At 71.6% G+C, this 16,444-nt stretch carries 10 protein-coding genes; 4 read left to right on the plus strand and 6 right to left on the minus strand.

What is annotated here, in order from left to right; all coding sequences use genetic code 11:
* Positions 1-9: 9 nt before the first annotated feature.
* A complete protein-coding gene (locus QA634_RS04490) occupies positions 10-771 on the minus strand; it encodes an SDR family NAD(P)-dependent oxidoreductase (RefSeq protein WP_012330866.1) in 762 nt (253 codons plus the stop codon).
* 105 nt (positions 772-876) lie between these two features.
* Between QA634_RS04490 and QA634_RS04495 the strand changes: the two genes are divergently transcribed.
* On the plus strand, positions 877-1,650 hold the full coding sequence (locus QA634_RS04495; protein WP_012330867.1) for an endonuclease/exonuclease/phosphatase family protein: 774 nt from the start codon (positions 877-879) through the stop codon (positions 1,648-1,650).
* Positions 1,650-2,639: a lysylphosphatidylglycerol synthase transmembrane domain-containing protein gene (locus QA634_RS04500; RefSeq protein ID WP_012330868.1), complete on the plus strand. Its 990-nt coding sequence runs from the start codon at positions 1,650-1,652 to the stop codon at positions 2,637-2,639. The genes QA634_RS04495 and QA634_RS04500 overlap by 1 nt, the downstream gene beginning before the upstream one ends.
* Positions 2,640-2,930: 291 nt before the next feature.
* On the opposite strand, the gene QA634_RS04505 is transcribed toward QA634_RS04500, so the two are convergent.
* Positions 2,931-4,361 carry a phospholipase D-like domain-containing protein gene (locus tag QA634_RS04505; RefSeq protein WP_168169132.1) on the minus strand — a complete coding sequence of 477 codons (1,431 nt, stop codon included), beginning with the start codon at positions 4,359-4,361 and terminating at the stop codon, positions 2,931-2,933.
* 283 nt (positions 4,362-4,644) lie between these two features.
* On the opposite strand from QA634_RS04505, the gene QA634_RS04510 reads away from it, so the two are divergent.
* Together QA634_RS04510 and QA634_RS04515 are read left to right on the plus strand one after the other, a co-directional pair.
* Positions 4,645-4,911 carry a hypothetical protein gene (locus tag QA634_RS04510; protein ID WP_012330871.1) on the plus strand — a complete coding sequence of 89 codons (267 nt, stop codon included), beginning with the start codon at positions 4,645-4,647 and terminating at the stop codon, positions 4,909-4,911.
* 143 nt (positions 4,912-5,054) lie between these two features.
* On the plus strand, positions 5,055-8,417 hold the full coding sequence (locus tag QA634_RS04515; RefSeq protein ID WP_012330872.1) for a DEAD/DEAH box helicase: 3,363 nt from the start codon (positions 5,055-5,057) through the stop codon (positions 8,415-8,417).
* 779 nt (positions 8,418-9,196) lie between these two features.
* Here QA634_RS04515 and QA634_RS04520 read toward each other — a convergent pair.
* The 4 genes from QA634_RS04520 to QA634_RS04535 all read right to left on the minus strand — a co-directional run bounded on the left by QA634_RS04520 (position 9,197) and on the right by QA634_RS04535 (position 16,025).
* Positions 9,197-12,532, minus strand: coding sequence for an efflux RND transporter permease subunit (locus tag QA634_RS04520; RefSeq protein WP_283027276.1), 3,336 nt, complete (start codon positions 12,530-12,532; stop codon positions 9,197-9,199).
* A gap of 52 nt (positions 12,533-12,584) precedes the next feature.
* On the minus strand, positions 12,585-13,487 hold the full coding sequence (locus QA634_RS04525; RefSeq protein WP_012330874.1) for an efflux RND transporter periplasmic adaptor subunit: 903 nt from the start codon (positions 13,485-13,487) through the stop codon (positions 12,585-12,587).
* Positions 13,488-13,644: 157 nt separating this feature from the next.
* On the minus strand, positions 13,645-14,328 hold the full coding sequence (locus QA634_RS04530) for an OmpA family protein (protein WP_012330875.1): 684 nt from the start codon (positions 14,326-14,328) through the stop codon (positions 13,645-13,647).
* A gap of 137 nt (positions 14,329-14,465) precedes the next feature.
* On the minus strand, positions 14,466-16,025 hold the full coding sequence (locus QA634_RS04535; protein WP_150108570.1) for a caspase family protein: 1,560 nt from the start codon (positions 16,023-16,025) through the stop codon (positions 14,466-14,468).
* Positions 16,026-16,444: the final 419 nt, after the last annotated feature.

Raw genomic sequence — 16,444 nt, forward strand, 5'->3', positions numbered from 1 at the left:
GGGACGGGCTCAGCGCGCCTGCATGCGCAGCGCCCCGTCGAGGCGGATGACCTCGCCGTTGAGCATCGGGTTGTCGATGATCGCGAGCACGAGGCGGGCATATTCCTCCGGCCGGCCGAGCCGCGGCGGGAAGGGCACCGCGGCGCCGAGGGAATCCTGCACCTCCTGCGGCAGGCCCTTCATCATCGGCGTCTCGAACAGGCCCGGCGCGATGGCGCAGACCCGGATACCGGCGGGGGCGAATTCGCGGGCGGCCGGGAGGGTCAGCCCGACGACGCCCGCCTTCGAGGAGGCGTAGGCCGCCTGCCCGACCTGGCCCTCGAAGGCCGCCACCGAGGCGGTCGAGACGATGACGGCGCGCTCGCCCCCCTCCAGCGGGTCGAGGGGCAGGGCGCCGGCCGCCACGAGCCGCATCAGGTTGAACGTGCCGATCAGGTTGATCTCGACGACGCGGGCGAAGGCGCGCAGGTCGAGGGGGCCGGCGCGCCCGACGATCCGCCCGGCGGTGGCGACGCCCGCGCAATTGACCAGGATGCGGGCCGGGCCGTGCGCCGCGGCGGCGCGGGACACCGCCTCCTCGGCGCTCCCCGCATCCGAGACGTCGCAGGCGAGGGCGAGCCCGCCGGTCTCCTCCGCGACCGCCCGCGCGGCCTCCTCGTTGAGGTCGAGGAGCGCGACCCGGGCGCCCGCCGCCGCGAGGGCGCGGCCCGTCGCCGCGCCGAGGCCCGACCCGCCCCCCGTGACCACGGCCGCGATGCCCTGAACCTTCATGCGCGCCTCCCGTCGTTGCGCATTCCGGCTTAGCAGAGGGCGGGGCCGCCCGTGAACCGCCGCGCTGCTGCCCCGTTGAGGGGAGCGATCCGGGAATCCCGAAGGGTGCTGCGCCTCATCACCTACAACGTCCGCCGCTGCCTCGGCACCGACGGGACCCTCTCCCCCGCGCGCATCGCCGCGGTCCTCGCCTCCTGCCGGCCCGACGTGGTGGCGCTGCAGGAGCTCGACGTCGGCCGCCCGCGCTCCGGGCGGATCGATCAGGCCCACGCCATCGCGGAGCATCTCGGCATGCGGGCGCATTTCCACGCGGCCCTGCGGGTGATGGAGGAGGCGTACGGCAACGCCATCCTCACCGCCCTGCCCTCCCGCCTCGTGCGGGCCGAGGCGCTGCCGGGCCTCGCCGGGCGCCCGCACCTCGAGCCGCGCGGCGCGCTCTGGGCGGCGATCGAGGCCGGCGGCACGGAGGTCCAGGTCATCGCCACCCATCTGGGCCTGCGCCGCCGCGAGCGCGCCCGGCAGGCGGAGGCCCTGCTCGGGCCCCGCTTCCTGGCCGATCCGGGCTGCCGCCCGCCCCTCGTGCTGGTGGGGGACCTCAACGCCGTGCCGGCCTCCGCCGCCTACCGGCGCCTCGCCCGGCATCTCCGGGACGCGCAGCGCGCCGCCGGCGTGCCGCGCCGCCAGCGCACCTTCCCGTCCGGGTTCCCGCTGCTGCGGCTCGATCACGTCTTCGTCAGCGAGGGGATCCGGGTGCGGCACGTCGAGGTGGTGCGCGGGCCGTTGGCGCGGGTCGCCTCGGACCACCTGCCGCTCCTCGTCGACCTCGACCTCGCCCCGGCGGCGGGCGCGCCGCGCCCCGACCGGGCGGAGGTGGCGTGATGGCGCGGCACGGGGCGGGGAGCGGGCGCCGCCGCCGCTGGACCCTGATCACCACCGCGCTCAGCGTCGCGCTCGGGGCCTACCTCCTCGTCCGCACCCTCTCGGGCTACGGCCTCGCGGAGCTGTACGCGGCGGTGCGGGCGATCCCGGCGGCCCGGCTCCTGGGGGCGGGCGCCTTCGCGGCGGGCAGCTACCTCTGCCTCACGGCAGGGGACTGGCTGGCCCTGCGGGCGATCGGGCGCCCCCTCCCCTACCGGTACGTCGGCGTGGCGGCCTTCGTGGCGCTCGGCGTCGGCCACAGCATCGGCCTGTCCGGCCTGAGCAGCGGGGCGATCCGCTACCGCTTCTACGCGCGCCGCGGCCTGACGCTGGCCGAGAGCGCCAAGCTGGTCCTGTTCTGCGGCCTCACGGTCGCGCTCGGGCTGATGGCGCTCGGCGCGCTGGCGCTGCTGCGGCCGCGGCTCGCGCAGGAGATCACGGGTCTGGGGCGGGGCGGCATCGTGGCGGTGGCGCTCGCCTGCCTCGCCGGGGTCGGGCTCTACCTCGCGGCCGCGGCCTTCCGGCTCGGGCCCCTGACCATCCGCCGCTGGTCGATCGAGGTGCCGCCCTGGCGCATCGCCCTCGCCCAGGTGGCGGTGGGGTCGGTGAACTTCGCCCTGGTCTCGGCCTGCCTGCATCAGGTGCTCGCGGCGGTCTCGGACGTGGCCTATCCGGGCGTCGCCTCGGTCTTCGTGATCGCGAACGCGGCGGTGCTCGTCACCAACGTGCCGGGCGGCGTCGGGGTGATCGAGAGCGTGGTGGTGCATCTCCTGCCCGGGACCGACGTGATCGGGCCGCTCATCGCCTTCCGCGTCGTGTACTTCCTGGTGCCGCTGGCGCTCGGGCTCCTGGTCTTCGCGGGGGCGGAGGTGGTGTTCCGGCGAAGGGGACGCGCCGGCCCGGCGCCCGGGCGGGACGCGATCGGCCCGGCGGCCTCGCCCGCCCGGTGAGGGCGCGCGCAGAGGGCGCGCGGAGAGCGGGTCAGATCACCTCGGCGACCGCCAGGGCGAGCACGAGCAGGGCCAGCGCCGCCACTTCCGACCAGTGCACGAGGGTGTCTGGTGCGATCCTGTTCATGAAGCGGAGCCTACGCCTGCTGTCCTGACAAGTATAGGGACAATTTATAGTGACAATTCGGGGCAGCGATCACGGCCAAGTTCGACGCATCCACGCGGGTGCGCGCCGAGGGCGGCTCGTCCGAAGGGAGAGGCCCCCGGGCGCGCCGGGTGCGCCTGCCGGCCTCAGCTCCCGAACGGCCGCTCCGGGTCGAGGAGGTCCGCGCCGAGGAGGGGCTCGATCAGGCCCTCCTCGGGCGGCACCGCGAAGGGCCGCAGGCCCCGCGGGCCGGTGTTGAGCCGCTCCACCGCCCGCACGAGCGACCCCTCCGCCCGGATCGCCGCCGTCACGGCGGCGGGATCGGCCCCGAGATGCTCGGCCAGCAGCCGGTCGCGCAGGGCCGCGATGGTGGCCCGGGTCGCCGGGTCGGTGCCCCCGACGGCGAGGTCGCACTCGGTGTCGAGCGCGACCGAGCGGTTGTTGAGGTTGGAGGAGCCGACCCGCAGGGCGGTGTCGTCCACGATCACCAGCTTCGAGTGCACCAGGACCTGGCACTCGCCCGCCGGGCCCGGCACCGCCGGGTAGGCGAGGAGGAAGCGGCCGTGCCGGTCGGCGGCGCGCAGGCGGCGGATCAGGCGGTCGCGGGGCGCGCCCATGGCGACCCGCTCGGTGAGGTTGTGCGAGCGGCGGGTGAGCACGATCACCACGTCGGGCCCGTCCGGCCGCGCCAGCTGCGCCTCCAGCACGTCGCCGACGAAGCGCGCCGTGAGGTACTGCGCCTCGATGTAGACGTGGCGCCGGGCGCCGCGCAGCAGGTCGGCCGTGAGGGCGGCGGCCTCCTCGACCGAGGGCTGCTCGTCGAGGAGCGGCATGGTCCGGGCGATCGCCACCGGCACGTCCGTGAAGTCGGGGGCGAGGCCGCGCGGCCAGAGCGGCGGTCCCTCGGCGGGGGCGGCCGCCTCTCCGGTCGCGTCGCGCCAGCGGGCGCGCACGAGGTCGCCGACCGCGCGGGCCGCCTCCCCGTCCACCACCATCTGGGTGTCGTGGACCGGCCCGTAGGGGGCGCCGTCCGGATCGACCCGGCGGGGATCCTCGGCCCGGTGCTCCTGCGTGTCCCAGCGCTGCACGGTCAGGTCCATGCCGCCCACGAAGGCGAGGCACTCGTCGACGCAGACGATCTTCTGATGATGGGCCGCGTAGAGGGGGTGGCGCGTGTCGAGCCGCACCCGGATGCGGGGATGGCGCTGCCACTCCGCCCCGAACAGCAGCGGCAGCGCCTCGCCCGGCCCGTGCAGCGTGCCCACGCTCCAGATCAGGATGCGCAGCTCCAGTTCGGGCCGCGCCTCCACGAGGGCGCGCAGGAAGGGGCCGAGCGGGGGCGAGGCCGCCTCCGGCGCGTCGGCCCGCAGGCGGATGCGGCCGTCGAAATCCCAGCCCACCAGGGTGATGCTGCGCCGGGCGCGCGCGAGCGCGTCCTCCAGCGCCGCGAAGTAATCCGCGCCGTCGACGAGCAGGGCGGCGCGGGCCGCCCGCGCCACCCGCCAGCAATTGCGGCCCGGCACGAACAGGGTCGGGGGCGGGGCGACCGGGACGGCCCCGGCCAACGCGTCATCCATTCTCATCGTGACGACCAACGATCTCCCCGATGCGGCGGGCGGCCCCGCCCGGGGCCGCGCCCCACCAGAACACGTCAGGCGCCCGAGCGTTGCAGCCTGCTCCTGCGGCACAGCGGACCCCGCCGCGCCGCACCGCACACGGCAAGTCCTGCCTCGAAGAACCAGTCTCGTTCGCACCCGCAGCACAGACGAGACGGAATAAGGACGCGCAAGAATGATGATCTCGATCGAACTTGCGGCCGCTCAACCCGTTTCAGGATCTGAACGGAATTGGAAAGGATCGATGATGCGGACGAAGCGGATGGCGCTCGCGGGCGCCCTGATGGTGGCCCTGGGCGGCGCGGCGGTGGCCCAGACCGCGGCGCCGGGCAGCGCCGAGGGCAACATGAACAACCCGGGCAGCGTCAAGAGCAACGCCGAGAAGGGGGGGCGCGACGCCGCCCCGGCGGCGGGCGTGGCGCCCGGGACGGCGCCGGCCGCGACCGGGACCGTGACGGGCGGAGGGAGCAGGACGGTCCCGAAGCCGAGCGACCCGACTCCGAGCCGCTGAGCCGGGCGATGCACCGGGGCGGCCGGGACGCGCGTCCCGGCCGCCCTCGGCGGTGGGCGGAGGCGGATCGCGGCTGGACGCGGGAATCCTGCACTCCCACTCTTCCGGCAGACCTCCGCCACCGGAGCCACCGGACCGAGCCCGTGCACTACAGCAGATCCGACATCGTCGCGGCCTGCGGCCCCAACGCCACCCGCGCCGGGCAGAGCTACCTGCGCGAGGGGCGCGTTCTCGAAGCGACCCGAAACGGAGCCGGGATCTCCGGCGAGGTCCAGGGCAGCGACGAGCCCTACAGGCTGGTCGTCGATCTGAGGGAGCGGGGGAAGGGGCTGCGGATCGAAGGCACCTGCTCCTGCCCGGTCGCCCGCAATTGCAAGCACGTGGCGGCCGTCCTCCTCTCGCTCCTGGACGAGGCGTCGGAGCCGCCGGGCGATCCGGTCGCGCAGCGCCTGGAGCGCCTGCTGGCGCCGGCCCCGACGGCCCGCGGCGCGGCACGAGCGGGCCGCCCCGCGGCCCAGGCGGAGGCGCTGCCGCCGGCCCTGGCGCGGTGGGTCGCGCAACTCGACCGGGCCCAGGCCACCGCCGGGGAGGATTACCCACGCTCCATCAACCAGCGGCTCGTCTACGTGCTCGGCTCGCTCCTGGCGGGGGAAGGCCTGCCGCGCCTCGCCCTGCAGGTGATCTCGACGCGCCTGCGCAAGGACGGCACCTTCTCGGAGGGCGGCAGCCCCTATCTCCTGCAGGCGGGCGCATCGCCGGCCCGGTTCCTGCGCCCCTCGGACCTGCGCATCCACCGCCTTCTCGCCGGCCGGCAGCGCCACTCCATCGGCTACGGCCGGGCCTACGCCTACGATCTCTCCGACGAGGATGCGGCGGAGATCCTGGCGGCCCTGCTCGCCACCGGCCGCGTCCGCTGGCGGGAGCCGAACGGGCCGGCCCTCGCGGCGGGTCCGCCCCGGGCCGGGCGGATCGCCTGGCGGGAGGAGGCGGATGCCCTGCGGGCGGAGGTCACCTGCGAGGATCCCGGCGCGGTGCTGGCCGCGGCGCCGCCCGCCTACGTGGACGAGGCGGCCGGCCTGATCGGGCCGGTGGAGACCGGACTCGCCCCGCGCCTCGCCGGCGCCCTCGCCCTGGCGCCGCCGGTCCCGGCGGAAGCGGTGGCGGCGCTCAACGCCGTCCTGGCGGAGAAGGTCCCGGACCTCGCCGCCCACCGGCCGCCCTCGCCCGCGGCGGAGCCCCTCCGCGTCGCCCCGCGACCGGTGCTGCGCCTCACGACCGCCCCGATCAGGACGACCATCGGCTACGGCCCCTACGCGATGATCGACCACGAGACGGTGCCCATCGCGCGGCTGGCCTTCGCGTACGGACCGGTGCGGACGGAACTCGGCGAGATGCGGGCCGTGGTGCCGCGCCTCAGCGGCGGGCGCCTCTACGCGGTGGCCCGCGATCCCGAGGCCGAGCGCGAGGCGGCCCGGCGCCTCATCCGGGAAAACTTCGTCCCGGTCTGCGAACGCTATCCCGCCGAGGCCGCGCATGGCCGCGACTTCGTGCGCGAAGGAGGAACGGCCCAATGGGCCGACGCGCAATACTGGCTCCTGCCCCGCCTGCGGGAGGAGGGCTGGGAGATCGAGACCGCCGCCGATTTCCCCCTGCGGCTGATGCGGGCGGACGGCGCCTTCGACGCGGAGATCCGCGAGGGATCCGGCATCGACTGGCTCGAACTCCAGCTCGGTGTCGAGCTGGACGGGGAGCGGATCGACCTCGTCGGGCCGATCCTCGCGCTGCTGCGGCGGCCGGGCTTCGACCCCGCCATCCTCGACGGCCCGGAGGGGGAGAAGGCCCTCGTCCTGCCGCTTCCGGACGGGCGGATGCTGGCCCTGCCCCCGGGCCGGCTGCGCGGGATCCTGGCGGCGATCGCCGAATTGCTGATCGGCCGCGACGACGAGGGGCGGCTTCGCCTGTCGCGGGCCGACGCGGCCGGCCTCGCGGCCCTGGAGGAGGAGGGCGGGGAGCGCGTGATCTGGCGCGGCGGCGAGGCGATCCGCGCCATGGGACGGCGGCTTTCCGCGAGCGGCGGCATCCCGCCGGTGGAGCCCCCCGCGGCGTTCCGGGCGAGCCTGCGGCCCTATCAGGCGCAGGGCCTCGCCTGGCTCGCCTTCCTGCGCGAGACCGGCTTCGGCGGCGTCCTGGCGGACGATATGGGCCTGGGCAAGACCGTCCAGGCCCTGGCGCTCCTCGCCCTCGAGAAGGCGGAGGGCCGCCTCGACCGGCCCGCCCTGGTGGTGGCGCCGACGAGCCTGATGGGCAATTGGCGGCGCGAGACGGAGCGCTTCGCCCCCTCCCTCCGCGTGCTCACGCTGCACGGCCTCGACCGCAAGGAGCAGTTCGGGGCGATGGCCGAGCACGACCTCGTGCTCACCACCTATCCGCTGATCCCCCGCGACCACGCGGTGCTGACGGCGCAGGAGTGGCACATCCTTCTCCTCGACGAGGCGCAGGCGATCAAGAACCCGGACGCGCAGACGACCCGGCTGCTGCACGGGATCCGGGCGCGGCACCGCTTCTGCCTCACCGGGACGCCGCTTGAGAATTCCCTCGCGGAGGTGTGGTCGCTCTTCGCCTTCGCGTGCCCGGGCCTGCTCGGCGACCGCCGGCACTTCACCCGGGCGTGGCGCATGCCGATCGAGAAGCAGGGCGACCGCGAGCGCGGCCGGCTGCTGGCGCGGCGCCTCAAGCCCTTCCTGCTGCGGCGGACCAAGGACGAGGTGGCGGCCGAGCTGCCGCCCAAGACCGAGATCGTCGAGCGCGTCGACCTCGCGGCCGGTCAGCGCGACCTCTACGAGTCGATCCGGCTCGCCATGCATGCCCGGGTGCGCGCCGCCATCGCCGAGAAGGGATTCGCCCGCAGCCGCATCGTCATCCTGGACGCGCTGCTCAAGCTGCGGCAGGCCTGCTGCGATCCGCGCCTGCTCAAGCTCGCACCTCCCCCGAAGGCGGGCTCGGCCAAGCTCGACCGCCTGGACGAGTTGCTGGAATCCCTGATCGCCGAGGGGCGCCGGGTGCTGGTCTTCTCGCAATTCACCTCGATGCTCGACCTGATCAAGCCGCGCCTCACGCTCGCCAAGACGCCCTGCCTCGAACTCACCGGCCGCAGCCGCGACCGCGCCGAGGTGGTGCGCCGCTTCGAGGCCGGCGAGGCACCGGTCTTCCTGATCAGCCTGAAGGCGGGCGGGACGGGGCTCAACCTCGTCGCGGCGGATACGGTGATCCTCTACGATCCCTGGTGGAATCCGGCCGTGGAGGCCCAGGCGATCGACCGCGCCCACCGCATCGGCCAGGACAAGCCCGTCTTCGTCCACAAGCTCGTCGCCTCCCGCACCATCGAGGAGAAGATGGGGGTGCTGAAGGAGAGGAAGGGCGCGCTCGCCGATTCGCTGTTCGACCACGACGGCGCGCCCACGAGCGCCATGACGGCGGAGGATTTGGATCTCCTGCTCGGGGACTGACTCTGGGGCACAAACCCGTATAATAGTCGCGCAATTTCCCCATCGCTGCATCGCAGCCTTCTGGTTGAATTTTTATGAAATTAGACGCATTTTTATTTCAAGTCATGATTTTGTTTCTGCCTGGAGTGATTTGGGCACGTATCGATATCGTGTGGGCAAGACAATCTAAACCTTCAGATGTTGAATTTTTCGTCCTGAGCTTTCTCTACGGGCTTGCAAGTTAGGCTGTCACATATGCTTTATTTGAGTTATTTGTTGGTGATTTCGAAGTCATAAGCATAGAAAAGCCGGCCATTTTTAACTATTCTATTGTATATGAACTCATTTGTGCAACTTTCATCAGTTTTGCAGGAGGAATAGCCTGGCTTTATGCCTCGAATTACAAAATCATGGCACGCTTCCTGCAATTCATTCGAGCCACCAAGCGATATGGCGATGAGGACGTATGGGACTTTACATTCAACAGTCGATCGAAATCAGTCGGATTTATAAATTGGCGCGACTTCGAGCAGAAGCTAGGCTAATCCGGATACGTTAATACATTCTCGGAAAGCGGAGAAATCAGAGAGATTGTACTGCGAGATGTGTCGGTGTATGATTTCGAGGGCAATAAGCAATACGACGTTCCGTTGCTCTACCTAGCGCGAAAAGCGGAAAATATCCATATCGAGTTTCCGATCCCGAACACGGAGGCGAGTCAGGATGCCGGATAAATCGTTCACGAACCTGAAGGCTGAGGGCGGCTACTCGCTACCCCGGAGTGCTCCGCTGACCGAGAGCTACGTCCGCAAAGGCGGCGTCAACGCTCCCTCGGCGCAAGCCACCCGTCCCCCGCCTCCCCGCCCCTTCGCCCGGCCACGGGGCCGAATGCGCCGTCGTCGGGCGGACAGGGCGGCTCCTCGCGGCAAACCTGAGGAGGGACCCGCGCGGGCCACCGTTCCGGCCCGTACCGGCCGCTGCCGCGTCACTCCGGTCGAGGCGAGCTCACTCCCCGGGGCCGCCGGGCTCGCCATGCCGCCGTGCGGGGGCGGGGCCGCCGCCTGGGCGGGGGCGGGCTTCGCTGCCCGGGCGCGCAGGCGCGCCGCCGCATTCTTCGGCAGGTCCGAGATCACGCAGACGAGGCAGAACACCGCCGGCACGAAGATCAGCGACAGGACCGTCGAGAAGAGCAGGCCGCCGATCACCGCGATCGCCATCGGTGCCCGGAACTCGCCGCCCGCCCCGATCGCCAGCGCGCTCGGGACCATGCCGGCCACCATGGCGATCGTCGTCATGATGATCGGCCGCGCGCGCTTGCGGCCCGCATCGATGATCGCCTCATTGCGCGACATGCCGTGGCGCATCGACTCGATCGCGAATTCCACCAGCATGATCGCGTTCTTGGTCACGATGCCCATCAGCATCAGGATGCCGATCCAGACCGGGGTCGTGAGCTGCTTGCCGGTGACGAGCAGCGCCACCACGGCGCCGCCCAGGGAGAGCGGCAGCGAGAACAGGATGGTGATCGGGTGCAGGAAGGACCCGAACAGCATCACCAGCACGGCGTAGACCATGAGCAGGCCCGCCCGCATCACCTCGGCGAAGCCGTCCGACAATTCGGCGAGGTTCTCGGCGTCGCCCGACTGGTTGACCTGCACCCCCTTCGGCAGGTTCCTCATCACCGGCAGCTGATTGATCGCGGCCAGCACGTCGCCGAGGGCCGCGTCCCCGACGAGGTCCGCCGCCACGGTCGCCTGGCGCTCGCGGTCGTAGCGGGAGATGTTGGCCGGCCCGTCCTGGAAGCCGAGATCCGCCACCGCCGAGAGCGGCACCCCGCCCTTCGCGGCCGGGGTCGGGATGCGCAGCTGCTCCACGATCTGCCAGTTCAGCCGGGCGCTGTCGTCGAGCTGGACCCGCACCGGCACGAGGCGGTCGCCCGCGTCGAACTTGGCCAGCGCCGGCCCCACGTCGCCGATCGTGGCGACGCGGATCGTCTCGGAGAGCGTGTCGGCCGTGATGCCGAGCCGGGCGGCGAGGTCCATGCGCGGGCGGATGCGCAGCTCCGGCCGGTTCAGGGTCGCGCCCGAGATCACGTTGGCCACGGCCGGCAGGCGGCGCATCTGGTTGGCGAGCTCGTTGGCCACGCTCGCCACCGTGCTGCTGTCCTGGCCGTTGACCACGAGTGAGATCGCCCGCAGGCCGTTCTCGTCCACGAACCAGTAGCGGATGTCCGGGATCTGCCTCAGCCGCGCCTCGACCTGCTGCTCCAGCTGGCGCTGGGTGATCGTGCGGTGGGTCTTGTTGGTGTAGTTGAGGATGAGCGAGGCGCGCCGGACCTCGATCGTGCCGCCCGCGATGCGCCCGCCATCGACGAAGATGCTCTTCACCTCCGGGATCTGGCGCAGGTCCTTGACGATCACGTCGGTGACGCGCTGCGTGTCCGAGGCCTGGCTGCCCGGGGGCAGCTCGATCGAGAGCAGCGAGCGGGCGGTGTCCTGGGCCGGCAGGAAGCCCTGCGACAGGAGCTTCATGCTGAGGATCGAGGCCGCGAAGATCGCGATGCCGAGGATCACGGTGAGCCCGTAGAAGCGCACCGATTTCGAGACCAGCCAGACATAGGCGCGCTCGATCCGGCCCGGCGGCTTCTCCTCGTGGACGTGCGGCTTCATGATGTAGGCGGCCAGCATCGGCGTCACGAAGCGGGCCGCGAGCAGCGAGAACAGCACCTGCACCGCGATGGTGATGCCGAACTGCTTGAAGAACTGGCCCGCGATGCCGCCCATGAAGCTCGCCGGCGCGAAGATCGCCACGATGGTGAGGCTGATCGCGATCACCGCGAGCCCGATCTCGTCGGCCGCGTCGATCGCCGCCTGGAAGGGCGACTTGCCCATCCGGATGTGGCGCACGATGTTCTCGATCTCGACGATCGAATCGTCGACCAGGATGCCGGTCGAGAGCGTGACGGCGAGGAAGCTCACGAGGTTGAGCGAGAAGCCGAGCAGGTCCATCGCCCAGAAGGCCGGGAAGATCGACAGCGGCAGCGACACCGCCACGATCACCGTCGTGCGCAGGTCGCGCAGGAACAGGAACACCACGATGACCGCGAGCGCCGCGCCCTCGAACAGCGTCTTGATCGCGGCCTCGTAGTTGCCGAGCGTGTAGTCGACCGACGTGTCGATCAGCGAGAGCTTGACGTCCGGGTACTCGGCCTGGATCTGGTCGACCTTGGCCTGGACGGCCTTGGCCACGACGACGTCGCTCGCGCCCTTGGCGCGCTTGATGCCGATGGCGACGACCGGCTTGGCGTCGAGGCTCGCGAAGGTGCGCCGGTCCGCCACCGTGTCGGTGACGACGCCGAGATCCTGCAGCCGGATCTGCCCGCCCGAGGCGAGCGGGATCATGGTGCCCTTGAGCTCGTCGAGGCTGCGCGCGCCCGCGAGGGCCCGGATCGCGAAGTCGCGCCCGCCGAGCTGGGTGCGCCCGCCCGCCACGTCCACGTTGATGCCGCGCAGCCGGCGGCTCACGTCGACGGCGGTGAGCCCGTAGGCCTGGAGCCGGTCGGGATCGAGGGAGACCAGGATCTCGCGCTCGGAGCCGCCGATCGTCTCGACCTGCGCGACGCCGCGGATGCTCTGCAGGCGGCGCTTGACCACCGTGTCGACGAAGTAGGAGAGCTGCTCGGGCGTCTTGTCGGGGGCGACCGCCGCGTAGGTGACGATCGGCAGGCCGACCACGTCGACGCGCTGGATCAGCGGCGCCTCCGCCGAGCGCGGCAGGTCGGCCTGGATGCGGGTGATCGCGTCCTTGACGTCGTTGAGCGCCCGGTCGGTGTTGGTCTCCAGGCGGAACTGGACCGTCGTCACCGAGACGCCGTCGGTGACGAGGGACGCGATGTGGCGCACGCCCTCGACGCCCGAGACCCCGTCCTCGATGGTCTTGGTGACCTGCGCCTCCAGCTCCGCCGGGGCCGCGCCGAACTGCGCCACCGCCACCGAGATGATCGGGATGTCGGCCGAGGGCAGCCGCGTGATCGGGAGCTTCCCGAAGCTCATCCAGCCCAGGATGAGCAGGATCAGCGAGATCAGGATCGAGGGGAGCGGCTTGCGGATCGCCCAGGAGGAGACGTTCAGGGACACTTACGGCGCTCGCCTCGGTTGGTGTTGCATCGACGCCTCCTCCGCTCCCGGTTCAGAAGGCCGTGCCGGCCTTGGCCACCACGGTGTCGCCCTCTCCGACGCCGCTGCGGATCTCGACGTCGTCCTCCGAGGAGGAGCCGACGACGACGCGGCGGGTCTCGATCCGGCCGCCGCGCACCACCTGGACGCTCGTCGTGTCGCTGCGGCGCAGGATGGCGGCGCGGGGCACGGCGATCCCGCAGCTGCGCGCCGTGTCGATCAGGGCGCGGGCGAACATGCCCGGGCGCAGGTCCGCGTGGGCCGGAACCGACACGAAGGCCCGGCCGAACTGGGTCGCCGGGTCGACGTCGGTCGCCGCCATCCGCACCTCGCCCCGCAGCGCGAGGTCGTTGCCGATCAGGATCCGGCTCTCCGCCCCGGCCCGGATCTTCGAGATGTAGAGGCTCGGCACCTGCACCATCAGGTCGAGATCGCGGTCGAGGGCGATCTGGAACAGCGGGTCCATCTGGGGGCTGACGAGCTGCCCCACCTTGGCGGTGCTGCGCGTGACGGTGCCGGCCGCGGAGGCCTTCAGGGAGATCGAGTTGGGGAGCTTGGCGAGGTTCGACGGGGCCAGCATCTGGGCGACCGAATCGTCCGCCCCGATCTTGGCGACCCGGGCCAGTTCCTGGCCGGCCGAGACGGGGTCGCCCTCCTGCACCAGCACGTCCGAGACCCGGTAGCCCTCGATGTTGATGCTCACGTAGGCGGGGCGCCGGGGCATCAGGTAGCCGGTCACCCGCACGTTGTCGGAGAAGCAGGCCCGCCGCGCCCGCACCGTGTCGGTCGGGGCGTCCTCGGCCCGGGCCAGCCCGGGCGGGCCGATCAGGGCGAGCGTCAGGAGGGCGGCGCGGCCGAGCGCCTCCGGGGCGCGCGCGGGGCGCGGGCGGAGGGCCGTATCGCGGTCAGGACGCATCCATCGGCCTCGCATCGGCCTCGCCAGAATCGTACGCGGTTCGGGGGCGGGAGGCGGGCCCGTCCGGGAGGACGGGGCCCGCGCCGCGGGGTGAGGGCCCGGCCGCGGCCGGGCGGGCCGGCCGAAACCGGGCGGGCCGGCTTTGGCCGGCCCCATCTCAGTAGCGCGAGGCCGACTTCACGCCCGACATGTTGACCGTCGTCACGCGGCGGTTGACCGGGGCGTTCGGGTTCGCCGCGTCCTTGAGCTGCGTCTTGCCGTAGCCGACGCTGACGAGGTTGGTGGCGGGCACGCCGTAATTCTGGACGATGTAGTCCTTCACGGCCTGGGCGCGGCGCTCGGACAGGGCCTGGTTCGCCTGGTCCTTGCCCTTGCCGTCGGTGTGTCCGACGATCAGGAAGGTGTTGCCCTTGAGTTCCTGCCGGGCGAGGGCGGCGCCCAGGCTCTTGACCATGGGCAGGGCCTTCGGGCCGATCTTGGCGGAGTTGTAGTCGAAGGGGATCTCGAGGTCGATGCTCGGCTTGTCGGCCGAGACCGCCGCGAGCTTGCTGCGCTCGCTCGGGGTCAGCGAGGCGCGGTTGCGCAGCGAATCCAGGAAGCTGCGGTCCTCGCCGAGGGCGCCGGCGCTCGCCGCCTCGCCGCGGACGCTGGTCGAGAGGCTGCGGGTCGGCCCGGTCGCGACCGGCGCCTCGGCGGGTGCCCCGATCAGGGCCTTGGCGATGTCGGCCTCGCTCGGGGCCTTCTGGGCGAGGGCGCCGGCCGCCGAGCCGAGGGTCAGCAATCCGGCAAGGAGCGCGGCGCGGCTCAGGCGCCGCGAGAACGTGTTAGCAGATCCAGTCATCGTGATGCTCCTCAAAACGATCTCAGTCCAGTGCCAGACGTTCTTCGTTCGTATGCCGGTCGCTGCCCGGTCATCAGGACCGAGTGACGCCGTCTTTCCGCTCGCGTCGAGGCCGGCCGCGCGGCGCGTGGGCGGCCTCAACGGATTCCGTATTGGGCGAACTCTCTCTCGAGGCCCGGATCCATCCGGAGCGCATCGTTGATGTCGCTCTTCCCCTCCTCCGTCTCGCCGGTCCGAACCCGCGCCATCCCGCGGCCGTACAGGGACGAGGCCTGCTTACCATTGCCCTTCAACGCGGCATCGTAATCGCGGATGGCGAGACCGGGAAGTCCTATCTTGAGGTTGACCAGTCCACGACTGTCGAGAGCGTCCGGGAAATTGGGTCTGAGCTTCAGCGCCTCGTTGCAGTCGCGCAGTGCCCGGTCGAGTTCATCAACCATCGCGCGCACCCAGCAGCGGTTATTGAGCGCCTCAACGTCCTGTGGGTTGAGGCGGATCACCTCGTCAAAGTCCGCCAGCGCGAGCGCGTACTCGCGGTGGATCGCGTAGAGCTGGCCGCGCCGGTAGAGGGCGGACCCGTCGGCTGGGTTGCGCTCCAGGGCCTTGTTGAGCTCGGCCCGCAGGCGCTCGTCCTCGCGGGTGTAGGGCAGCGGGGTCTGGGGCACCTTCGGGGCGGCGACCTTGGCCTGCTCCTCGAACCGCTTCAGCTCGGCCCGGCCGCGCTCGCCCCAGGCGGTGCCCTGGAACTTGTCCGCGAAGCGCTCCATCGCCTCCCGGGTCCCGGCCTTTCGGGCGGCGGCGAACTCGGCGGACGGGTCGGCCTGCGGCTCCCGCGGCGTCTCGGGCGGTCGGCCGGCCACCGGCCCGGGCGGCGCCTCCTCGCGCGGGGGCCTCCTCCCGGCCTGCTGCGGATCCACCCAGGTCGGGCTCTCCTTCGGGGTCTGACCCTCCTTGGCAGGGAAGTCCTTGGCAGGGAAGTCCTTGGGAGAGTGGTCCTTGGCAGAAAGGTCCTTGGCAGAAAGGTCTTTGGGCGGCGGGGTGTCCTTCGCGAGGGCCCCCTCCCGCAGGCTCGAGTAGATCCAGGGGGTCTGCCCGCCCTGGCCCGCCGCCAGGGCGGAGCGGGTCCGGTCGAACACCGCGCGGCTGATCCCGTCGCTCTGGCCGAGCTGCCGGACCAGTTCCTCGGCGAAGGGGCTGCGGGCGCCCGTCGCCTGGCGCAGCATCTGGCCGGGCTGGGTCGAGTAGAAGACGAGCGCGTTCGGGGGAGCCTCGGCCGTCGCCGCGAGCCCGTTGGCGAAGCTGCGGAAGCGCCGCTCGAACGGGTTGCGGTTGGCCGCGTCCAGGATCACCACCTTCAGGTCCGCGCCGCGCTTCTGCATCTCGCTCAGGATGCCCTCGACGTTGAAGCCGTCCCGCCGCAGATCCGGCTCGGTCCAGATCTGGGCATCGACCGGTATCAGGTAATTCTGCTTGTTCGATTGGATCCCATACCCGCTGAAGTAGAGGAGCGCGGTCGAGCCCGCCTTGATCTTGTCGTAGAAGCGCCCGAGCGCGCCCTGCAGGGCGACCTTCGCCATGTTCTCGCCGACGTCCACGGCGTAGCCCTTCTGCTGAAGGACCGCCGCCACGGCCCTGGCATCCGCGACCGGGGTCGTGAGGGCCGTGTCGCTGTCCGGGTACTGCGCGTTGCCGATCACCAGAGCGATCCGGTCGCCCGCTCTGCTTTGGGCGAAGACAGGTTGAATCGCCTGGCACGCGCTGAACGCGAGCACGATGCCGACAATCCACAACGCACGCATGCCGTCCTCAGAGAACTGCTCAGCAATCACAATCCAGCCGCGGAAGCTTAAGACCTCCGCCGCGGTCTGACAAGTTTAACGGTCGCGCACGACCGATTCCGATCGGCCGGACGAGGGACCTCCTTCCGCAATGCGACCACTGAATCGGCGTGACAAGCGCCAGTTTCTTCGCGTCATCCGCCAGAACCGGCACCGGACGGGCAAGTCTCGCACGGATGCGGGACCGGGTTTCGCCAGTCTCCTGGCAAGAGCCGCCCGATCGGAGCTTTCCGACGCTTCGGTTCTACCTGGGTGCGGGATGCCCGGGCGTGCGGGCG

It is taken from the genome of Methylobacterium sp. CB376 (assembly GCF_029714205.1).
Classification (GTDB): domain Bacteria; phylum Pseudomonadota; class Alphaproteobacteria; order Rhizobiales; family Beijerinckiaceae; genus Methylobacterium.